A 20543-nucleotide genomic window follows, 5' to 3' on the forward strand; every position below is an offset into this window, starting at 1 on the left:
AATCGCAAGGCGACTGACTATATTTTACTCGTAAAACAGCGGTAACGGCGGTACGGATTCATCGCTGTATCGATACGCAGAGAGGATCGCCTCACGCGCATCCTTGAGTTTTTCCCCGTCGTTGGCATGAATCTCACAGAGCGCCTCGCCCGCCCGAACCGAATCCCCGACCTTTTTGAAGACGAGGAAACCGACAGCGTGGTCGATGGGATCGCCTTTTTTGGCTCTCCCCGCCCCCAAAGCGACGGAAGCCTCGCCCACGGTTCTTGCGTTGACCTGGGATACGAATCCGCTTCGGGGAGCCTTGACCGCCTCGATGAATTTTGCCCTCTCGAACTTCGAGGTATCGTCCACAAAAGAGGAATCGCCGCCCTGGGCGGACACAAGCAGGCGCAATTTTTCCAGGGCGGTCCCTTCGGCGATGGATTTTTGAGCGAGTGCCCGGCCTGCTTCCAGATCTTTTGCGCGCCTTCCAAGCACGAGCACATGCGCCGCAACATGCAGACAGTGCTCCACAAAATCGGCGGGGCCGCGACCGCACAGGGTTTCGATGGCTTCGATCGTTTCGAGGGAATTTCCCACCGCTGAGCCGAGAGGCTGGTTCATATCGGAAAGCAGAGCCACCGTCTCGCGTCCCGCCAGCCGCCCGATATCCACCATGAGATGCGCAAGTTCACGACCGCGCTCGAGGTTCTCCATGAACGCACCCAAGCCCACTTTGACATCCAGGACAATCGCCTGTGCCCCAGCCGCGATCTTCTTGCACATAATCGAGGAAGCGATCAGCGGCATGGATGGAACCGTTCCGGTCACGTCGCGAAGCGCATACATCTTTCCGTCCGCAGGCGCAAGGTCGAGAGTCTGACCGGTCAACACGATGCCCTTTTCTTTCAATTGTTCGAGAAATTCGTCGGTGGTCAAATCGACGCGATAACCGGGGATGGATTCGAGCTTGTCGAGCGTGCCTCCGCTGAACCCCAATCCGCGCCCGGACATCTTGCCCGCGGGCAAGCCGCATGCCGCCACGATCGGCAATACGGCGATGCTGGTTTTATCACCCACGCCGCCCGAAGAGTGTTTGTCCACGGCGATGTCCACAACTTTGGAGAGGTCGAGCACCTGCCCGGAATGCGCCATGGAAAGGGTGAGGTCGGTGGTCTCGCGGTTCGTCATGCCGTTGAGCATGACAGCCATGGCAAAGGCGGACGCCTGGTAATCGGGAATCTCCCCGTTCGTAAACCCGCGCACAAAGAAATCGATCTCTTCCGCCGTCAATTGTCCTTTATCGCGTTTTTTGATGATGATATCCACTGCGCGCATCGAAATCTCCTTTTATAGTCAGGCATGGGTATTGTAACGTATTTTGTCAGATAAGATTTTCGCCTTAACGATAACCGAAGTCCGCCACCAAAGCGGACCGTCGCTGACGGAATACACGTACACGGGACAATATTCCTACACAGGATCGTTCGGTCTCATGTACTATAATGCGAGATGGTATGACCCGGCTTTGGGAAGATTTGCCCAAGCGGACACCACCGTCCCGCCGGGGGTGCAGGGACTGGACCGCTACGCCTACGTCAACAACTCGCCGATGAATTACGTCGACTCGAGTGGGCATATGTATTGCGATTATATAAATAACCAAAACAAGGAAGATTGCGAAGGAGGACAATGGAGAAATAGCACAACGCATGGAGAAACACCAGGAGAATTAATAAACCTTTATAAAAGATTCGGTGATGGCGAGCAACTCGATGATAGAGGCTCTTCGCTTTTTCAAGAGTTATCTTCGGCAATAGAAATCTACATGAAATCTCACTCTGGCTACGATATAAAAAAGGATCCTTACTTACATAATCCTGGTAATTACATGGACTTCTATAACATTCGTCACGATTATTGGCAAAATCGATGTGAGGATTCACCAGGTAGTGGATGCGATATATTAACTGAGCCTGATAAACTTTATGAGTTTTACGATCTTCATAATGATATCCAAGTAACTATGTTTGATCCTTCACGCATAGACTGGACAAGCACAGGATTAGATAGCGCAAGTTTTACATTAGGTGTTGCCGCATTAATTGTAGTTCCTGAGTATGCTATTCCGGTAAACCTAGCTTCACAAGGCTTTGGAGCAGCCTCCGGATTTTACTCATTCAATAGTGGCGATAACACTGGCGGTTGGCTTTCAGTGGGCGGGTTTGTTAGACCTCCTATTGGAACTGTAGCGTCAGGGGCATCAGTAATTCGGGATATCTCTGCCGGATTCTATGAAATTCCATACATACCACCGATAGGAAGGTAAATAATGACTTTATTACAAATAATTAATATTACAATAACTTCTTTTGGGATTGGCATATTATTTTCCATCCCAGGGGTACTTTTAGGTTATTGGCTTAAGAATAAAAATTTAGCACCTAACCGTTCCTTGCTAACAATAATCTTTTGTGTAGTTCTGACCTTTATAAAACGTATTTGGATGCCCGATCTAGCTATCCATTGGTTCGCTTTGATATTGTTAACAGGTTCTACATTGGGAGTGTACCGAATGGATATGTATTGGGCAAAAAAATCTCAGGATTGATTGCCAAGTATTAATTTGAATAATGTCACTATATCGCAAACTTCGGCTTGATGTTCTACAACGCCCGCTGGTACGACCCCGCCCTGGGACGTTTCGCCCAAGCGGACAGTATCATCCCACCCGGCGTGCAGGGGTTAGATAGATACGCTTACGTCAACAATTCGCCGCTTAATTACGTCGACCCGAGTGGGCATTGTGCAATGGATGATGATCCCGATGATTGCTTAATTGCTGGTAAAGATTATAAGAAACAATATTCAATGTTAATTAAACAGCGTTTTGGTATCACATTAGAGGGTAACTGGAGTATGCGGAATCTTGGAAATCTATATGATTCCTTATCTAATTTGAATGATGCGCTTCCAGGAAGTATCAGGGAATATACAAATGGCACTACCTATAGTTTTACCTATGACTCAAATCATTACGGAGGAAGAACAAATACCAGTAATGGCAATATTTCCTTTTGGTCATATGGGAATATCCCATTTCAAAATATTTATCATGAAGTTGCTCATTCAATAAACATTAGAAGTGGTAATTATTTTACTGACCTCTTGCGATCTGAAAAAATATATACATCAAGCGGAATATTCGTAATGGGTGGTCCTGATATAGGATATTCAAGAAATTCTCTTGGATATGAAAATCAAATAATACAAGATCCCACTGGTATATCAGTAGAAGCAGAGCAACATACTGCTTCATACAACTGTTCCGAACGACCTGATTGGTGCGCTAGTGGTAATAACGCGGATGAAGAATTTGCGGACCTCGTTACAAATTATGTTGCGGGTAATCTTATAACCGATCCAACTAATCCGAATTATCAGTACGGCGTTGCCAGACAAAATTGGGTTATTAGTGCGTTTACGAACACACCTTAACACAAGGAAAGGACAAAATGAGAAAAGCCTATATCGTAACTATATTTTTTTGTTTATCTGCTGTTAGTTGTTTTCCACAAAACTCAGTTGCAACTACAAACCAGGCACCTGTAGTATTAACTAACACACCGTTTTTTACAGCATCGCCAACATCAAGTACAGAAATATCTACTGAAAAAATATCTGACTTGATGAAAACAAACGGTTTATGCGCCGATCTATGTTTTTGGGGGATTATTCCAAATGAGAGCACATTTGATAATTCAGTGATGTTTCTTGATTCGTTAGGAAAAGGCGGATTATTAGGAACGTACGACTTTGGAAAATATTTTAATATCACTTACCTAGTGGAAAACAAATTATCTATTGGAGCAGTTATTCTTGAAGAAAATGATTTAGTAAAAACAATTAACGTATCAATCAGAGGATTACAGCAAAACAACATTACTCTGTCTGACTGGGCGCCATTTACACCAAATCAAATAATACAAAAATACGGGAAACCTACAAAAATCGAAGTTGGGTTTGGAGAAGGGCAGAATGGATTTATTAGTTATCAAATGCTTTTTTCTTATCACAATATTTCACTGTACATTCTGTATTCAGGCGAAGATAACGCTTATCGCCCAGATGCAACTTTACATGCTTGTCCATTAGCCAAGAACAAAATAGGAGGGTTCGATATGTCTATTGGAGATTCGCTTAACACACCATTAGCTTTTATGTACTCAATAGAGCAAATTTCCAATCTATCATTAATAGAATTTTCTGAGATGCTGTCAGGAAACCAAGAAGACACCTGTTTTGATTTTGATCTAAGTATGTTTTATAAGTAAGATTTTTTTGAATATTACATCTGCAGTTTGTGATGAAGGAGAACAGCATGTTCTACTACCTGCTCGGAGACCATGCTTCGACCATGCTCAGCACAAGCCTCGGCTCGACCAGCATTGTGACTTTTGAAAACGGCAATCTCCTCTCGCAGACCAAGTAGTGCGAAGCCTCCCGTAGGGACAAAGCCTGGGGAGACGTCCGCCACCAAAACGGACCGTCGCTGACGGAGTATACTTATACGGGACAATACTCCTACACAGGATCATTCGGCTTGATGTTCTACAATGCCCGCTGGTACGATCCCTCTCTGGGACGTTTTGCCCAAGCGGACAGCATCGTCCCGCCGGGGGTGCGCCCCCATTTCATGGGGGCAGGTGGATTGGATCGGTATGCGTACGTGAACAACTCGCCGATGAACTACATCGATCCCAGCGGGCATATTTGTGTGGAAAGCGATGGAGATAGCGATGTTGGAATGGCAGGAAATTGCCATGGAGGTTCAAATCCTAAATACAAACCGGGATTGCAGGGTCCAAAATGGAATCCGAGGTTGGGGATTTCGAGAAATGAAAATCAAGGAGGCGGCGAGATAGTTTCGCCATTTCAAGCAGGGCCTGCTTGTACTTCCAATTCTTGTTATCAAAATAGCCCGCAAATCGGGGATGAGCTTTATTACATTATCGGCCACGAAAACTGCAATAGCCAATGCTTATCATTCGCAAAAGGCATATCCGTTTTTGCTACTCTCCTTGATGCGTACGCATTCGGAAGAAATGCTTTTGATGCCTTCGTTTTCACAGGGTTAAGTGCCATTCCGGGTATGGCAGGTCCCGCACTTGCTGCTTATCAAATTGACTCTCTTTACATAAACACAGTGAGCACAGCAGCAATGTCTTTATGGATAACAAATGACTATTTACTTGGCGAAAACACGGCAACATTGAACGCCCAAGAAAACCAATTCGTGTATACGGTTTCGGTAGGTCAAGATACCATAGCTGCTGTTTCTACAAATGTTGCTGGATGGACACGAAGGGATCCATATTCTTCCACAGTGATTGATGCGGCAGTTTTGGCTTATGATGTGACAAGGAGTCCATTTTTAGATCAACCGATCATCCCAACGTACGGAAATTTGGAGTTTAGTATTTACCTTCCAAGATAGAGGAACAATGAATATATCAATTGATAATCCAATTGCATTATTGATAATATGCCTGTTGCCTTTAATCCTTATTTTCGGCATCGGGACCGGCATAAAGAAAAGAATAGAATTAATAAAGGAACTGACCTCAAACGCCGGAAAGGAAAACAGCCCATTAAAATGGATGCCGATGCTAATGCTTGTTCTAATGATTGCTGGGGTGATATTTATTTTTGGATGGTTATGTCTTGCTGTTTATTGGAACGAAATAGTAATTTCAAAGGCCGGGATTATCATTTTTATCGGTATAATCTTCACATTGATCATACTGGGAGAGCTTTACATAAAATCCTTTACACAAAAGTGATACCAATAAATTCTGAAACGATTCAGATCTCATGAGGGCGAAGTCCGTCTCCAAAGCGGACCGTCGCTGACGGAGTATACTTTTACGGGACAATACTCCTACACAGGATCGTTTGGCTTGATGTTCTACAACGCCCGCTGGTACGACCCCGCCCTGGGACGCTTTGCCCAAGCGGATAGCATCGTCCCGCCGGGGGTGCACCCCCAATTCATGGGGGCAGGTGGACTGGACCGCTACGCCTACGTCAACAACTCGCCGATGAATTATGTCGACCCGAGTGGGCATGTAACCTGTGAAGGCGTGAATTGGGACGATGGTCCGAAATGTACGAGCAAACCTGAATTTTGGCGCAAGACAATCAAAAATGAATTTGATTGGAATATTGCATCAGATTTTTCACTTGAAGAATTGCAAATAATTTACCAAACAGGGCAAGATATTGTAGCCTATGTGAATGGGTTGACGGGCGGAAGAGGTCAAGACTGGATTCTTGAATATTTGGGTGGCATAACAATAACTCATGATTACACTTTGCCTAATAATCAATCTTATCCTGCAGGTACACCACTTGCGTCTGTACCTGATGGTGGTGTCACTTTTTTAAATGGTAAATGGACAGATAAAACAAATAATGGCGGTTGGGATCCGCACCAATTATTTGCTCATGAGCTTGCACATCATTTGGATTGTGCATCTAGCGGCTATGTAGGACCGGGTTGCGTTGGTGGTGCAGGGGATATGTTGGCAGATTTTATCGGAGCTGAACCAGGAATTGTAAGATTTGATCTATCTGGCAAATTGAGTTTTTTGAGCGATCCTTACATCCCAGCAAATTACCGATGGAGTCAGAGCGTACATCAAGGCTATGGTAATAACTCAACGGGAGAATACTTTGCCGAGTCGTTCTCCTGGAATATTTACGGCCAGGAAAAGTTGCCGCAAAGCCTGGTGGGGGCATGGCTTGATGTCGTTATTTCTTTACAAGCATCGAATCTGCCATGAGATTTCTCAAGGATTAAAAAATGAAAAAAACATACATAGTGATTTTGTTCCTGGTTTCAAGTTGCACATTAAATTTAACGTCTAAAAACGTAATAACTGATTCTAATTGCACTCCTCCTTGCTGGAAAGGAATTGTACCCGGCGAGACTTCAAAAGAAAGATTGCTTGAAATATTATCGGAACTACCAAATGTTAATCAGGGTGAAATTGGAGTGACGGGACCATGGGATGGATATGATGACGGGGTGATATTCAATGTCTCCAGCGATTCATCTTTATCGAAGAGTCAATCTGTATATATTGAAACAAGAATAATTTCTGATAATGTAGTGGTTATTAATTTTACTGGAGATATTGATATTACTTTGGGAGAAATGATCAATAAAACTGATGAACCAGAACTGGTTATGATTCAGGCCAATCCCTTTGGCGGGCTTTGGATAAGTGGCGTTCTTCCCACGAAGGGCATTTCTTTTGGATATGCAACGATAGAACTTCAAGAATCTTCTCAGCTGGAAATAAAACCAGAGACGGATTTGAAATGGGTGACCTACTTTTCACCAAGTTTATATCATGAATTACTCGAAAGAGGCTGGTTTTCAATGGGAAATATTGACTTGCCAATTGTTGACATACAATATAATTGGGCTGGATACGGCGACATTGAAGAGAGATACTTTTCCCAAAAGTAATGCATAATAAACTTTCTCGCATGCATCTCCTTTCATTATTCAAAAATTTTGATTCGCCCTAGTTCCTACTATTCATCCCAACCAATCCGCCGAGCGGCCTCTTCTCCTCCGCCCAATTCACCTACGACGGCGACGGCAAGAGGGTAAAATCAGTCATCACGACCAATCTCGGTTCAACCACCACGTACTTCGTCGGCAGCTACTACGAAATGACCGGTTCCAGTATTACAAAGTACTATTATGCAGACTCACAAAGAATCGCCATGCGCGAGAACGGAACCCTTTACTATTTACTCTCAGATCATTTGGGAAGTACGAGTACGGTGACTTTTGAAAACGGCAATCTCATATCGCAGACGAAATACAAAGCCTGGGGAGAAGTCCGCCTCCAAAGCGGACCGTCGCTGACGGAGTATTCGTATACTGGACAATATTCCTACACCGCAGATTTCGGTCTCATGTATTACAACGCCCGCTGGTACGACCCCTCTCTGGGACGTTTCGCCCAAGCGGACAGTATCATCCCACCCGGCGTGCACCCCCATTTCATGGGGGCAGGTGGATTGGACCGGTATGCCTACGTCAACAACTCGCCAGTCAATTTTGTTGATCCCAGTGGGCATATTTGCGTCAACAACCAGGGGACGGACGATGAAGTGGCAATGGCTGGAGATTGCGGCGGGTATCCAAATCCCAACTGGAATGGGCAGGTGACGCCAAGTCCCAGCGGGTGGGCGGGTGGAGGTGGTGAGCCTGAGGAGGGAAGCGGGAGTAATCCTGTCCCCGTATGTTCAAGCTCGGTTTGTAATCCGAATGGCATTGGCGTTCCGCCTGCACAGCAACCCAATTTGTTTACCCAGGCAATTCAAGATGTTTATAGTGCATTTAATTGGTCAGTGCAAACGCCAGCAGGCTTTACTTTAGTCCAAACACCCGGTTTTCCCTTCTTCAGCGGCTCGAGGCTTTACGGCGATGTAGAATTCACGTTTCAAAACAATAGCTCTATGACCATTGGTCCGACGACAATTTCAAACGGACAATTTGAAATGGGATCGGATAATTTCATTTTCCAAACGGGATCATCTAGTATTGGGGCATTAGGTTCTGTGCTTGGTGTAAATATAGGCAACCCCTTAGCACCTTGGGGATTTGACGTGAACGCAGATTATTCGGTCACCAATCAAAATGTCGCTGCTACCTATACGCTCGGAATTGAGATTGTAGCGCGACCGGATAATACAGCTCTGGCAGTAGCGCCAGTGGCAATCTATGTTGTATCACGGGTACCAGCAGTGATTCCATTGTTTGGGAAAATAATTCAGCAAGGGCGACCACAATGCGTGCCAGGGTTTAATTGTTAGGAGGTTTGATGAATAAGTTAACCATTGCAGAAAACGCCCTCAAAACCGGGAGGTACAGACAGGCGCTAAAGATCTATCGGTCCATTGTGATCGAGGAACCAGGGAACGCTTTAGTCCGTCAGGGATTAGCCCAAGCCTTACTTCGAATGCGAGCGCACGACGAAGCCATAACCGAAAGCAAAAAGGCTATAGAACTAAACCCCAATCTTTCCCTGCCTCATGTTGTTATGGCATACGCCTATTACAGTAAAAACGATTTTGAATCTTTCAGATACATAGCACAAGAGGCATATAAACTGGACCCCGTTTCAGCCGATGTCTTGACTTGTTACGGTATCATGCTTCTGGTAGATAAAGACCAAGAAGGAGCGATAAATGCATTTACAGAAGCGGTGAAAATAAATCCGCTGGATGTAGTCGCCCGTACGAATCTGGCATACGCTTTCAGCCTTGCGGGTAATATAAGGGAGTCTCTGGATCAATTTAAGAAAGTTTTCTTGATTTCTCCATCCGTAACAACGGCTATTCGAGTCCTGTCGGCATTTCATGAGACGCATGCTTCTTCATTCGGAATACTGTTGGTCCTGATTACGGCAACCGCATTTTTTTTACGAAACGATTACCTCTTATTGCCGTCGGTTATTTACGCAACTTATTCATTGTTGGTAGGTATACGCTTGATATTAATGAAGAAATGGAAGCAGGGCTTGTTTGGCTTTGGGTACGCAATTCTGCTGACAATCATAGCTGCGCTGATTTACGGCTATATCAACAATACATAAAGCTGTACTTTCATCTTGTATCAACGCTATCTCCACCAAATTCGTCAACGCGCATTATGAGGTTGTCGAAACGTATACATGTACACAGGTAAAGTACTACACTTCGGCTTCGCTCAGTGCAGGCTTCGCCGGGACTCAACGCATCGCCATGAGACAAGGCGCTACTCTCTACTATCTACTCTCTGATCATCTCGGCTCGACCAGCATCGTCACCGACGCTTCGGGACAGGTCGTCTCGCAGACGAATTACAAGGCTTGGGGAGACGTCCGCCACCAAAGCGGACCGTTGCTGACGGAGTATACTTTTACGGGACAATACTCCTACACCGCGGACTTCGGCTTGATGTACTACAATGCCAGATGGTACGACCCCGCACTGGGACGCTTCGCTCAAGCGGACAGTATCGTCCCGCCGGGGGTGCACCCCCATTTCATGGGGGCAGGTGGATTGGACCGGTATGCCTACGTCAACAACTCGCCGATGAATTACACTGACCCATCAGGTCACATTTGCGTGGAAAGTGATGGAGATAGTGATGTTGGAATGGCAGGCAATTGCAATGGAGGGTCAAACCCGAAACACAAGCCTGGATTACAAGGTCCAAAATGGAATCCGAGATTGGGCAATTCAGATGATGAAAGCCAAGGAGGTGATATTGGTGGTGGGGCAGGGCTTGAAGCAGGAACTACAAAATCAAATAAACCAATTCCACCATGTGAGCAGCTAATTTCATCATCCACTTGCCAACAGACTAGCGGTGTATTAAGCACAGCAGTTTTTACTTTAGACTTCGTAGCAACTATTGGAACAGGAATACTGGGAGTAATGCTTCCAATAAGCGCTGGCGTAGGACCCGCTGGACCAGTAAGCATCGCCGAGGCTTATGCAATAGCAAATGGCGCAGAAGGCTGGATGGGTGGTACGGCAGCTGTTCTTACTTTGGTAAATGATTTTGCAGTAACCGGCGATAGCTATTTTACTTTTACCCCCATACCTCAACTCGTTGTTAGTTCTGATGTGGCCCTATCGGTCATATTCGCTGCCTCTGGTGGTTTAGACCCAGAACCTTATGGGGATACATTGATAAATGGGGCAGCATTGACTTATGATTCATATCGCCTACTTGGCAATGATCCTGTTTTTGAATTTCATATAGGGTTGGGCTGGTGGGCTGTTGATGGGTATCATGAGTATGGACACTAAATATAATTATTAAGGATGCGAAGGAAGGTCGCAATGGATTTCTATTATATGAAGATAGGCTTTTCGATTATTTTTCTAATTAGCGCTTTTTTATGCCTTATTTATTCGCTGTTTCTCCTTTTTCAATTTTGGGCAAAACGTTTAACAAAAGGTGAAGCAATAAAGAAAACATTCATCGTGATTTTTTGTAGCGTCATGGCTATCCTTCTTGCCACTTATATATGGCAGGCTGATTGGAATATTACGCATTGGGTGTTTTTCTTTTTTGTCTCTATTCCATTAGCATCTTTAGTTGCTTTTGCCTTTATAGCATCATTTTTGACTGGAAGGAATTAACAACAAGGGGTAGATTACGAAGTGACCGATGGAGTCGTCACCAAATACTACTTCGCCGGTGGGACTCGTATCGCGATGAGAAAAGCGGGTACACTGTACTACATGCTCTCCGATCACCTCGGTTCGACGGGCATTGTGACTTTTGAGAACGGCAACCTCCTCTCGCAGACCAAGTAGTGCGAAGCCTCCCGTAGGGACAAAGCTTGGGGTGAAGTCCGCCACCAAAGCGGACCGTTGCTGACGGAGTATACTTTTACGGGACAATACTCCTACACCGCGGACTTCGGCTTGATGTACTACAATGCCAGATGGTACGACCCCGCACTGGGACGCTTCACCCAAGCGGACAGCATCGTCCCGCCGGGGGTGCACCCCCATTTCATGGGGCAGGTGGTTTGGACCGGTATGCCTACGTCAACAACTCGCCGATGAATTACACTGACCCATCAGGTCACATTTGCGTGGAAAGTGATGGAGATAGTGATGTTGGAATGGCGGGGAATTGCAGCGGGAAGTCGAATCCCAATTACAAGGGCGGGCTGATGGGCAGTCCCAGCGGGTGGACGAGGGGAGGCACATCCAGTGACGCTGATGATTCTGATGGCAGTTCTATTTGCTCTTCATGTAGCTACCCACAAAATGCAAAAGGGAATGAGTTTACGCTATTTTCTGATATCGCTTACTACTCCGATATCGTGGGGGCTTATTCCTCAATTGCGAATCTGATTGTCGCCGACACGATGATGGCAATTATCATCGCCGGAGGATGCTCAACAGGCGCTGGTTGTGTACCGGCAATAGGCGACGCGTTGCTAATGGATTACCTCATAACAACCTACTCGCCAGTCGGGGTAATCGAAAATATTTCAGGCGGTACGTCCGCAGTTGCTACTATATTGGATGACTTTTTTACCAGCGAAACATCTTACATAGATTTTGGTAAGGATGAGATTAATATCGGCATAGGGCAAGACTCGGTTGTTGCCGTTGGAAACGGCTTAGGCGGGCTTGTACCTGAGGCCAATTTTGACGCTTGGGTTTCTTACAATCAGCTGTTGTATGACGAAGGCAGACGATCTGGCGACATCCAAGCTACTACATTGATAAGAATATCACTTCCAATTCGGCTTTCGTTACGCAGATAAGAAATTGGTGCAGACATGAACAAGGAAACTATATTTTCATTCATAAAAATACTTGTACTTCTTACTTTAATAATCACTCTTATTTCGGCGTTCTTCTATGCTCGAAAAGGAATGATTACCCGAAAGGGATTAATATTTACTTATACGAGTTTTTTGCTCTTTACGTTAAGCGCCTGGGGGGCGGGCGTGATATACAAACCTACATTAGCATTTTCGAGTGGGATTTGCCTATTCGGCTTTATTGTTATTTTTAGTATTTTTTGGGCAATAAAATACTACAATCTTTCATTCTTTGAAAAGAGATTAAGGGGTAATAAAAATAAAAATGAAGAATAACAAATCAAGATAGGAGCAGATAACGAAACTCGCTTGCACAATTTCGGGGGGCGATTTCCGCCAAATCCTCGAAAATTCCTGGCAGGAAAACACGGTGACTTGGAACAACCCGCCCATCCCCACCGATCCGCCGAGCGGAGTCTTCTCCTCTGCCCAATTCACTTACGATGGCGACGGCAAGCGTGTGAAATCTGTCCTCACGACCAATCTCGGTGCGACAACGACTCTCTTTGTAGGTGCACACTACGAAGTGACAGACGGAGTCGTCACCAAATATTATTTCGCCGGGACTCAACGCATCGCCATCCACAAGGGGACGATGTGAGACAAGGCACTACTCACTACTCGCTACCCCTGATCACCTTGGGAATACCTAAGACCTGACGGGTCTCCGGGACAGGCTGGCGAAACGGATGTCAAGTCCGTGGGTCTGGCGGGCAATCAAAAAGAGACGGTCAAAGAACCGTCTCTTCCGCTATTTCGCTAATGCCTGCCTATGGTTTATAAATGGAAAGCCCGTCAATGTACCGGAAATCCTTGAGGTTTAGAGTGTAAAGCTCAATCGAATGCCGCAAAGCCGTTGCCGCGATAATGGCATCTGGCAAACTCAAACGATGGCTAAGAGCATAGCTTTCCAAAAGGGTGAGAGTGATGTCAGAAGTTTCTTCGTCCACCGCAATTTGATTCAGGCTGGCAAGATGCTTTTTGAGCTTCGTCAACTCGCGCTGATCCCTTGCGCCGTAATAAAGTTCGCCAACTGTAATGACGCTGACGGCAAGATTGGAAAGCCCGATTCCCCGCATGACTGAAACCACGTCTGGATTATTTCGATAGAACTCGATCAGGATATTGGTGTCGCAGAGGATCATGAGCGGGCAGGCCAGGCTTGCGAGCGGATTAGGTCAAGGGTCACATCGCGTCCCGACCAGATCCCGGCAAGGGCAAAGAACTCGGATTCATTCATCCTGACATCGGTTTGATTGGAGGAAAGGCTGGCGCTCACCTCCTCGATGAAATCCAACGACTTGAGAAAATCAATCAACGCCCGCGCCTTTTGCCTGCTTTTGACTTGAATGGTAATCTGTTCCATTTCTACCTCGGTTCCGTTATGATTATACACGATGCCGGATTTGTATCCTAAGTTTATCGAAGGGACAGCGACGGCAGACGCGTGAAATCGGTCATCACGACCAACCTCGGTTCGACAACAACCCTATTCGTGGGCGGACACACCGAAGTGACCGATGGAGTCGTCACCAAATATTACACTTCGACAAGCTCAGTGCAGGCTTTGCCGGCGCGACTCGCATCGCGATGCGAAAAAACGGTACACTGTACTACATGCTCTCCGATCACCTTGGTTCGACGGGCATCATAACTTTTGAAAACGGCAACCTCGTTTCGCAGACCAAGTAGTGCGAAGCCTCCCGTAGGGACAAAGCCTGGGGCGAAGTGCGCTATACTTCTGGCGTGATTCCCACAAACTACACCTACACGGGACAATACTCCTACACCCAAGATTTCGGCTTGATGTTCTACAACGCCCGCTGGTACGACCCCTCTCTGGGACGCTTTGCCCAAGCGGACAGTATCATCCCACCCGGCGTGCAGGGACTGGACCGCTATGCCTACGTCAACAATTCGCCGGTGAATTATGTCGACCCGAGCGGGCATATTTGCGTGGAAAGCGATGGAGATAGTGATGTTGGAATGGCAGGGAATTGCGGCGGGAAGTCGAATCCCAATTACAAGCGCGGGCTGATGGGCAGGCCCAGTGGGTGGACGAGGGGGAGGACACCAGAGGAATCCATGGCTGATAAGTTTGCTTCTATTCTGAGTTCCGGAGCGACTGGTCTCGATATTTTGGCAGGGACAATAAGTTTTGCAGGAACAATCTTGGAAGGAGCAGGATTAATCTTTGGTGAAAGTCTAACTCCTTTGCCAGGAATCGACGGGGCTATTGGCGCTCGCGGGGCCATGAAGTTTTACAATAAATTCATGAACCCTGTTGAAAACACCCTTGGGCTGTGGTCTTTGGGTATGGTTGCCACAGCAGATGTAATAACAAATCAAACAACCATCGAGATCAAAAAGAGCCCTTCTTCAGGAAAACCATCGACAGAGTTGACATTGGGGCCTGATACAACATTTGCATTAACAAGTATTGCGTTGGGCAACACTCCTCTAACTCCAGAAGCCGCTACTGACCTAACAGCAAACATCGCAACAGTGTATTACGATATTCAAAGGTTACAAGGAAAAAAACCGATATGGGGGTTATACCAATATCACATAGGCCACGAAAATGGCTCAGACTTCTTCGATTCGTTAAGTTGGTACGATTATGTTAGCTATGAAAGATGAAATGTTAGGACGATATCTATGACTACAACGTTGAAGATCATTTTCATTGGAATGTTGCTTTTTGGGGTTTCTTTGTGGATAACATACACTTACATCGCGCTTTGGCAAATCCCAAGGTTGCAAGGAGAGAGAAATAAGCTCGGGTGGTACGCTATGTTAATTGCTTCAGCGGGAACATTTAGTTTGTTCTTATCGTGGTGGATCACAGAACCATTAGCGAAAAATTTCCTGCCGATATTTTTTATTTTTAGTCTAATTATTGGTTATTTTGCTCGAGTGTCTGCAATTAGCCCTTTTGAGCTAGCGGAATTTTGGTCGAAATTTGGAAGAAGTAACGATAATGAAAATTTAGCCGCTAATCAGACCAGCCAAATTCATATGAAAGTTCTTGCGTTTCTCTATGGTTACAAATTTATAGTCTCTCTCGCATCTAGCGCAACGTTATTAATCATTCTAAAATTATTTAGGGTTCAACTACCTTATATATTAACATTTGCATTATTATTTATCTTGATCAACATATCCATAAATATATTACACGCTATTTACGGCAAATTTGAAAAGTAACCGATGGAGTCGTCTTCAAATACTACTTTGCCGGGTCTCAGCACATCGCAATGCGAAAAGGCGGTACACTGTACTACATGCTCGGTGATCACCTCGGCTCGACCAGCATCATAACTTTTGAAAACGGCAATCTCATATCGCAGACGAAATACAAAGCCTGGGGAGAAGTCCGCCTCCAAAGCGGACCGTCGCTGACGGAGTATTCGTATACTGGACAATATTCCTACACAGGCTCGTTCGACTTGATGTATTAGTGCGAAGCCTCCCGTAGGGACAACGCCCGCTGGTAAGACCCCTCTCTGGGACGTTTCTCCCAAGCGGACAGTATCATCCCACCCGGCGTGCACCCCCATTTCATGGGGGCAGGTGGATTGGACCGGTATGCCTACGTCAACAACTCGCCGATGAATTACACTGATCCTTCTGGTCACATTTGCGTGGAAAGTGATGGCGATAGTGATGCTGGTATGGCAGGGAATTGTCATGGTGGTTCTAACCCAAAATATAAGCCCGGATTACAAGGTCCAAAATGGAATCCAAAGTCAGGCAATGTGAATGGTGGAGGTAATGTGGATGGTGGAGGTAATGGGACCCCTGAATTACCTTTTGTAGGTTTGCCACCCATAATCGCACCTGACTTCGCTAATTCTATGACACTGGAAATTGAGGAAACTTTGTCTATTCCAATTTATGCTTGTCCAGAGCAAGGTTGCAGTCCTTATCGTCCATACAAGACGGTTTTTGACCCTGCTAGAATAGATTCAACTAAGCTAGCCTGGGAATATGTTGGGCTTGTACTTAGTGTGGTCGGTATTGAATCGATTCGTAATGCCATCAAATTAGGCAGGGAAATTGTTGTTTATTCAACAATAGAACATACAGGGCTATCCTTATTAAAGAGTTCGCAAGAAGGTGATATAAAAGGCACCTTGGTAACTACCGCAGGTATTCATCCGGCTTTTTCAATTGCCGCATCAACATACTCTGTCATTGACGAGATTTCGAATGGGTATTACCGTGTGCCACAATTATTAGCAGGTCCCCCCACAGGTCCTTATTGTGATACATACTATGGATGTTAAAAGGATAAAAAATGGATAATGATCAAATTGCTATTTTACTTGCATCGTTTCTTGTTTTCAACTTCTTGGGACTATTAATAAACAATTGGTTACAAAAATCAGGAGTAGTACGAGACTCAAAAAAAATTATTTTTTTAGGAGTATCTTCATTGGTTTTGCTTAAGCCGTTTGTGGCGCCGGATGTATCCTGGTGGATATTTGGCTTGATAATATTGCTTTCTATCCTTGCTGGACTAAGAAATGATATTAGAGAAACCCTTAAGCATGGTACGTGGTGGTGGCTCAAAAAAGATAAAAAACAAGTAAAACGATCTAGTAAGAATACATCTTAATCAAGTCGGTGTAGGATGATGTGAGGCGAGAAACGAGTGAGATATCGCCACGGTGCCACGCGACGCCTATCAGGTCTGGCATGGCAACAAAAAATGGACAGCCTCTCCTCGGCTGTCCCTGTGACCTCTCCCCGTCCCTCCCCAAATGGGGAGGGTGCCTGCTTGGTTTGCAGATATTTATTTTTCAGAATCAGATGTTTCTCTTTCCTTCTTACCAATAAAGATCAGCGATTCCAAATCTTCCACATCTTGCGGCGCATATACCCGAAAGGCTTCACGAACTTTTTCCAAATCAGCATCGCTTGCCCATCCCAACATTCGAGAAACATCCGCCCAGTCCTGGGCACGTTGGGCGTCCATTTTCAATAAGATCAAATAGGGCAAGGCAATTGTTGGGTACCCTGCCGGGTCTGTTGAAACATTTTTCATCGCTTCTTCGAGCCAGGGAGCATTCCCAAACAAAATATCCACTTCCACACCATCGGGAGAGAACATTAACACACCCGGGATTGAAAGTTGAGCTTCGAGTTTATATCCAGCCGCTTCCAGCTTTGCTATAACAGCCTCAGAGTCTCTTTCACGAACGAGAAAATCCAGATCCCTTGTCATTCGTTCAGGCATGTAGTTACGGGTTGCAACTCCGTCAACCACAAGCCAATCCAACCCCTTCAAGATCGGGCGTAGATCGGGCCATGCGTTCATCGCTGTCCTCCGCAAAATGAAATCGACGCCACTCCCTGTACCCGCTCGTACACGGCGTTTCAACATCTCGATCATGAAATGCCGCTTCTGCCGCGCAGATAGATTGCCATCCGGCGCGATCCGTGCAATGGAAGGTGGCACGTGATAATGTGTCATCACTCGGAAATTATACTGCCTGCAAATTAATAAAAAAGGAGAGATAGCTCAAAAGGATGATTCGAAAGGGATGGGTGCGTTACAATTACTCTATAAGCACAATTCAGGGACAAGTCCCACCAACTACACCTACATGGGACAATACTCCTATACAGGATCGTTCGGTTTGATGTACTATCGCGAAGCATCCCGAGCCGCATCGCGGCGAGCGGAGAACGCTCGCTGGTATGACCCCGCCCGGGGACGCTTTGCCCAAGCGGACAGCATCGTCCCGCCGGGGGTGCACCCCATTTCATGGGGGCAGGTGGACTGGATCGGTACGCGTACGTCAACAACTCGCCGATGAATTACACTGACCCATCAGGTCACATTTGCGTGGAAAGTGATGGAGATAGTGATGTTGGAATGGCAGGCAATTGCAATGGAGGGTCAAACCCGAAACACAAGCCTGGATTACAAGGTCCAAAATGGAATCCGAGATTGGGCAATTCAGACGATGAAAGCCAAGGGGGTGATATTGGTGATGGTCCTGAGCTTGGAGCAGGAATTACTAAATCAGATAAACCAATTCCACTATGCGAACAAACGCTTACCCATTCATCCTGTCAAACAATTAGTAATACAGTTGGTGTAACCGTGTTTGTTCTTGATGGAGTTGCATTTGTTGGGACCGGAGTCTTTGCAGCACTAGCGGTGTCTTCAATTGCAGGGGGACCAATCGGGCTTGGTACTGTTATGCAAGGGTATAAGATTGCAAACGAAATTGAAGGAAGAATAGGAACTTTTACTTTCGGACTCACACTTGCTAACGATGTGCTAATAACAGGTAATACTAACTATTCTTCAGCAAAATCAGAATTTACAATAAGCTCAGACACGGTTATAGCTGGAACATTTGCCGGTGCGGGAGGGTTTTACTCAGAACCATTTGGCGATACATTTCTAAATGGTGTCGCGGTGATTCATGATTATTATCGTGTAACAGGAGGGGAAAAACTTTTCGATCTTCATATTGCGCCTGGGAGAATATACCTTACGGATTCGCATTACCCTGATGGCTTGAATATTTGGCCGTGATTAATATTACAAGTTGCCTTCCCACTGGAGTACTAGAATGTATTACGTGCAAATAAGTCTTATGATACTACCCTTTGTTGGTGTTTTTGGATCGCTTGCCTATTCGTTACTATTGTTTAAAAGGTTCCTGAAAAAACAAATAAATAGGCGCGATGCAATCAGGAGAACATTTTGGGTCGATTTTTGCGCCATCCTACTCGTATTCATGAGTTATTTTCTTTGGGAATTTGATGGAAATATTAGAAATTGGGTGTTTTATTGGATCGTCTCCATATTGATATCTTTTGTGATCGCCGCCTCTTCCATTGCACCATATTGGAAGTGGGAAGAATAAATCAAAGTACTATACGTTCTTCGGATACCTCGATTTCACAAGCATCGTCACTTTCGAGAACGGCAATCTCCTCTCGCAGACGAAGTAGTGCGAAGCCTCCCGTAGGGACAAAGCTTGGGGTGAAGTCCGCCACCAAAGCGGACCGTCGCTGACGGCGTATACGTACACAGGACAATACTCCTACACAGGATCATACGGTCTCATGTACTACAATGCCAGATGGTACGACCCCACTCTGGGACGCTTTGCCCAAGCGGATAGCATCGTCCCGCCGGGGGCAGGTGGACTGGACCGCTACGCCTACGTCAACAACTCGCCGATGAATTACGTCGACCCGAGTGGGCATTTTACTTGCTCAAATGACAGGAACAGTGATGATTATTGTCCTAATCATTCACCTTCGGGAGGTGGCAGTGGAACAAATAACCCCGCTGGCGGAGGAGGTGGAGGCGATATTTATGTTAGTGAAGCCGATTCCGGTAACCCGAATATTCCTATGAACGATATTCTTCCCTCCCCTCAATCTATGTGCGGATATGTAATCGAGTCCTATATCTGCGATATGGATTATTCAACTTTAGTCAACCCGCAAAATCCTTACTCTATTCCAGCAATGGTAGATTCCGGAGTCAGCGCTGCACAATCATTTTGGGGCGATTACACACTAAACGCCATAGGTGTCTCTGGGAATGTTTCCCCAGGTTACAATGTTGTTCAAAGTGCTTATGGTATTGACGCTTTATATCTTATTGGTGATAGGTCACTTGCGGTGTATGTTCATGGAGGACCTGCCCCAGGTCTAGGGGGTGGGATCATACCTTCTGTAGCCGGAATTGTTGGATTTAATATAGACGGTGTAAATAATTACGAAGGTGGCAGCCAAAGCATACAAGGTAGAGGGGCAGCAATGTTTGATGGCATCACAGCTGGTTATTCATGGCCGGCATTTAAGAAGCCTTTTGGAGCAAGTGATCCACAAAGCCTGGCAATTGGACCGGCAATAGGAGCTGGTGCTTCATTAAATTATTCTGCTCAAGGATACGTTAATATATTTTATTATTCGTTCCGCTAAATAGGACATGCAGGTAAACATGAAATATGATAACAACTTCCTCTTATTAAATTTAACTTTGCTAGGATTTTGGTTAGTAGGAATTGCGTTGATTATTTTTTGTGTAAAGCGATTACTCTACAATCAACAAGAGTTAACACAAAAAAAGACTAAACAAAAAACAACGATAATTAA

At 45.6% G+C, this 20543-nt stretch carries 27 protein-coding genes; 23 read left to right on the forward strand and 4 right to left on the reverse strand.

The window, feature by feature from the left end:
• Positions 1 to 24: 24 nt before the first annotated feature.
• Entirely contained in the window at positions 25 to 1320 is a 1296-nt protein-coding gene (locus HS100_18795) for a thymidine phosphorylase (protein MBE7435972.1), read from the reverse strand.
• Positions 1321 to 1363: 43 nt separating this feature from the next.
• Here HS100_18795 and HS100_18800 point away from each other — a divergent pair, with 43 nt between their 5' ends.
• The 15 genes from HS100_18800 to HS100_18870 all read left to right on the forward strand — a co-directional run bounded on the left by HS100_18800 (position 1364) and on the right by HS100_18870 (position 13008).
• Positions 1364 to 2311 (forward strand): RHS repeat-associated core domain-containing protein, encoded by a 948-nt coding sequence (locus HS100_18800; GenBank protein ID MBE7435973.1) that lies wholly within the window; start codon positions 1364 to 1366, stop codon positions 2309 to 2311.
• Positions 2312 to 2643: 332 nt separating this feature from the next.
• A complete protein-coding gene (locus tag HS100_18805; protein MBE7435974.1) occupies positions 2644 to 3480 on the forward strand; it encodes a hypothetical protein in 837 nt (278 codons plus the stop codon).
• A 17-nt stretch (positions 3481 to 3497) separates the two neighbouring features.
• Complete coding sequence (locus HS100_18810) at positions 3498 to 4316, forward strand: hypothetical protein (protein ID MBE7435975.1); 819 nt, start codon at positions 3498 to 3500, stop codon at positions 4314 to 4316.
• A 218-nt stretch (positions 4317 to 4534) separates the two neighbouring features.
• Positions 4535 to 5479, forward strand: a complete 945-nt coding sequence (locus HS100_18815; GenBank protein MBE7435976.1) for an RHS repeat-associated core domain-containing protein — start codon at positions 4535 to 4537, stop codon at positions 5477 to 5479.
• Positions 5480 to 5486: 7 nt separating this feature from the next.
• Entirely contained in the window at positions 5487 to 5825 is a 339-nt protein-coding gene (locus HS100_18820; protein MBE7435977.1) for a hypothetical protein, read from the forward strand.
• Between the two features lie 9 nt (positions 5826 to 5834).
• Entirely contained in the window at positions 5835 to 6827 is a 993-nt protein-coding gene (locus HS100_18825; protein ID MBE7435978.1) for a hypothetical protein, read from the forward strand.
• Between the two features lie 20 nt (positions 6828 to 6847).
• On the forward strand, positions 6848 to 7519 hold the full coding sequence (locus HS100_18830; protein ID MBE7435979.1) for a hypothetical protein: 672 nt from the start codon (positions 6848 to 6850) through the stop codon (positions 7517 to 7519).
• Between the two features lie 263 nt (positions 7520 to 7782).
• Complete coding sequence (locus HS100_18835) at positions 7783 to 8880, forward strand: hypothetical protein (GenBank protein MBE7435980.1); 1098 nt, start codon at positions 7783 to 7785, stop codon at positions 8878 to 8880.
• Between the two features lie 8 nt (positions 8881 to 8888).
• Positions 8889 to 9662, forward strand: coding sequence for a tetratricopeptide repeat protein (locus HS100_18840; protein ID MBE7435981.1), 774 nt, complete (start codon positions 8889 to 8891; stop codon positions 9660 to 9662).
• 148 nt (positions 9663 to 9810) lie between these two features.
• Positions 9811 to 10866, forward strand: coding sequence for a hypothetical protein (locus HS100_18845; protein ID MBE7435982.1), 1056 nt, complete (start codon positions 9811 to 9813; stop codon positions 10864 to 10866).
• Positions 10867 to 10899: 33 nt separating this feature from the next.
• Positions 10900 to 11202 carry a hypothetical protein gene (locus tag HS100_18850; protein ID MBE7435983.1) on the forward strand — a complete coding sequence of 101 codons (303 nt, stop codon included), beginning with the start codon at positions 10900 to 10902 and terminating at the stop codon, positions 11200 to 11202.
• Between the two features lie 21 nt (positions 11203 to 11223).
• Positions 11224 to 11379, forward strand: a complete 156-nt coding sequence (locus HS100_18855; GenBank protein ID MBE7435984.1) for a hypothetical protein — start codon at positions 11224 to 11226, stop codon at positions 11377 to 11379.
• Between the two features lie 57 nt (positions 11380 to 11436).
• Positions 11437 to 11634, forward strand: a complete 198-nt coding sequence (locus HS100_18860; protein ID MBE7435985.1) for a hypothetical protein — start codon at positions 11437 to 11439, stop codon at positions 11632 to 11634.
• Complete coding sequence (locus tag HS100_18865) at positions 11631 to 12347, forward strand: hypothetical protein (GenBank protein MBE7435986.1); 717 nt, start codon at positions 11631 to 11633, stop codon at positions 12345 to 12347. The genes HS100_18860 and HS100_18865 overlap by 4 nt, the downstream gene beginning before the upstream one ends.
• Positions 12348 to 12777: 430 nt before the next feature.
• Positions 12778 to 13008: a hypothetical protein gene (locus HS100_18870; GenBank protein ID MBE7435987.1), complete on the forward strand. Its 231-nt coding sequence runs from the start codon at positions 12778 to 12780 to the stop codon at positions 13006 to 13008.
• A 169-nt stretch (positions 13009 to 13177) separates the two neighbouring features.
• On the opposite strand, the gene HS100_18875 is transcribed toward HS100_18870, so the two are convergent.
• The gene (locus HS100_18875; protein MBE7435988.1) at positions 13178 to 13552 is read right to left on the reverse strand and encodes a type II toxin-antitoxin system VapC family toxin; all 375 of its coding nucleotides are present in this window, start codon (positions 13550 to 13552) and stop codon (positions 13178 to 13180) included.
• The gene (locus HS100_18880; protein ID MBE7435989.1) at positions 13549 to 13773 is read right to left on the reverse strand and encodes a hypothetical protein; all 225 of its coding nucleotides are present in this window, start codon (positions 13771 to 13773) and stop codon (positions 13549 to 13551) included. Before HS100_18880 ends, HS100_18875 begins: the two co-directional genes overlap by 4 nt.
• Positions 13774 to 14153: 380 nt before the next feature.
• Here HS100_18880 and HS100_18885 point away from each other — a divergent pair, with 380 nt between their 5' ends.
• The 5 genes from HS100_18885 to HS100_18905 all read left to right on the forward strand — a co-directional run bounded on the left by HS100_18885 (position 14154) and on the right by HS100_18905 (position 17028).
• Positions 14154 to 15047, forward strand: coding sequence for an RHS repeat-associated core domain-containing protein (locus HS100_18885; protein ID MBE7435990.1), 894 nt, complete (start codon positions 14154 to 14156; stop codon positions 15045 to 15047).
• Between the two features lie 18 nt (positions 15048 to 15065).
• Entirely contained in the window at positions 15066 to 15614 is a 549-nt protein-coding gene (locus HS100_18890; GenBank protein MBE7435991.1) for a hypothetical protein, read from the forward strand.
• 50 nt (positions 15615 to 15664) lie between these two features.
• Positions 15665 to 15868 (forward strand): hypothetical protein, encoded by a 204-nt coding sequence (locus HS100_18895; GenBank protein ID MBE7435992.1) that lies wholly within the window; start codon positions 15665 to 15667, stop codon positions 15866 to 15868.
• A 150-nt stretch (positions 15869 to 16018) separates the two neighbouring features.
• Positions 16019 to 16696, forward strand: coding sequence for a hypothetical protein (locus HS100_18900; GenBank protein ID MBE7435993.1), 678 nt, complete (start codon positions 16019 to 16021; stop codon positions 16694 to 16696).
• 11 nt (positions 16697 to 16707) lie between these two features.
• Positions 16708 to 17028 carry a hypothetical protein gene (locus tag HS100_18905; protein ID MBE7435994.1) on the forward strand — a complete coding sequence of 107 codons (321 nt, stop codon included), beginning with the start codon at positions 16708 to 16710 and terminating at the stop codon, positions 17026 to 17028.
• Positions 17029 to 17205: 177 nt separating this feature from the next.
• Here the strand turns inward: HS100_18905 and HS100_18910 are convergent, their stop codons facing one another.
• Positions 17206 to 17730, reverse strand: coding sequence for a nucleotidyl transferase AbiEii/AbiGii toxin family protein (locus tag HS100_18910; protein MBE7435995.1), 525 nt, complete (start codon positions 17728 to 17730; stop codon positions 17206 to 17208).
• Between the two features lie 226 nt (positions 17731 to 17956).
• Between HS100_18910 and HS100_18915 the strand changes: the two genes are divergently transcribed.
• From HS100_18915 to HS100_18925, 3 genes are all read left to right on the forward strand, one after another.
• Positions 17957 to 18232 (forward strand): hypothetical protein, encoded by a 276-nt coding sequence (locus HS100_18915; protein ID MBE7435996.1) that lies wholly within the window; start codon positions 17957 to 17959, stop codon positions 18230 to 18232.
• Complete coding sequence (locus HS100_18920) at positions 18229 to 18963, forward strand: hypothetical protein (GenBank protein MBE7435997.1); 735 nt, start codon at positions 18229 to 18231, stop codon at positions 18961 to 18963. Before HS100_18915 ends, HS100_18920 begins: the two co-directional genes overlap by 4 nt.
• A gap of 482 nt (positions 18964 to 19445) precedes the next feature.
• Positions 19446 to 20369, forward strand: coding sequence for an RHS repeat-associated core domain-containing protein (locus HS100_18925; protein MBE7435998.1), 924 nt, complete (start codon positions 19446 to 19448; stop codon positions 20367 to 20369).
• Positions 20370 to 20543 lie beyond the last annotated feature (174 nt).

Source organism: Anaerolineales bacterium, assembly GCA_015075725.1.
Classification (GTDB): Bacteria; Chloroflexota; Anaerolineae; order Anaerolineales; family Villigracilaceae; genus Villigracilis.

Bases quoted from the DNA above. Each gene is read 5' to 3' on its own strand.
- HS100_18915 (MBE7435996.1), top strand. From the start codon at position 17,957: ATGGGTGCGTTACAATTACTCTATAAGCACAATTCAGGGACAAGTCCC.
- HS100_18920 (MBE7435997.1), top strand. From the start codon at position 18,229: ATGAATTACACTGACCCATCAGGTCACATTTGCGTGGAAAGTGATGGA.
- HS100_18820 (MBE7435977.1), top strand. From the start codon at position 5,487: ATGAATATATCAATTGATAATCCAATTGCATTATTGATAATATGCCTG.
- HS100_18795 (MBE7435972.1), bottom strand. From the start codon at position 1,320: ATGCGCGCAGTGGATATCATCATCAAAAAACGCGATAAAGGACAATTG.
- HS100_18910 (MBE7435995.1), bottom strand. From the start codon at position 17,730: ATGAACGCATGGCCCGATCTACGCCCGATCTTGAAGGGGTTGGATTGG.
- HS100_18900 (MBE7435993.1), top strand. From the start codon at position 16,019: ATGAATTACACTGATCCTTCTGGTCACATTTGCGTGGAAAGTGATGGC.
- HS100_18865 (MBE7435986.1), top strand. From the start codon at position 11,631: ATGAATTACACTGACCCATCAGGTCACATTTGCGTGGAAAGTGATGGA.
- HS100_18905 (MBE7435994.1), top strand. From the start codon at position 16,708: ATGGATAATGATCAAATTGCTATTTTACTTGCATCGTTTCTTGTTTTC.
- HS100_18830 (MBE7435979.1), top strand. From the start codon at position 6,848: ATGAAAAAAACATACATAGTGATTTTGTTCCTGGTTTCAAGTTGCACA.
- HS100_18845 (MBE7435982.1), top strand. From the start codon at position 9,811: ATGAGACAAGGCGCTACTCTCTACTATCTACTCTCTGATCATCTCGGC.
- HS100_18810 (MBE7435975.1), top strand. From the start codon at position 3,498: ATGAGAAAAGCCTATATCGTAACTATATTTTTTTGTTTATCTGCTGTT.
- HS100_18890 (MBE7435991.1), top strand. From the start codon at position 15,066: ATGACTACAACGTTGAAGATCATTTTCATTGGAATGTTGCTTTTTGGG.
- HS100_18850 (MBE7435983.1), top strand. From the start codon at position 10,900: ATGGATTTCTATTATATGAAGATAGGCTTTTCGATTATTTTTCTAATT.
- HS100_18875 (MBE7435988.1), bottom strand. From the start codon at position 13,552: ATGATCCTCTGCGACACCAATATCCTGATCGAGTTCTATCGAAATAAT.
- HS100_18805 (MBE7435974.1), top strand. From the start codon at position 2,644: ATGTTCTACAACGCCCGCTGGTACGACCCCGCCCTGGGACGTTTCGCC.
- HS100_18835 (MBE7435980.1), top strand. From the start codon at position 7,783: ATGCGCGAGAACGGAACCCTTTACTATTTACTCTCAGATCATTTGGGA.
- HS100_18895 (MBE7435992.1), top strand. From the start codon at position 15,665: ATGCGAAAAGGCGGTACACTGTACTACATGCTCGGTGATCACCTCGGC.
- HS100_18840 (MBE7435981.1), top strand. From the start codon at position 8,889: ATGAATAAGTTAACCATTGCAGAAAACGCCCTCAAAACCGGGAGGTAC.
- HS100_18880 (MBE7435989.1), bottom strand. From the start codon at position 13,773: ATGGAACAGATTACCATTCAAGTCAAAAGCAGGCAAAAGGCGCGGGCG.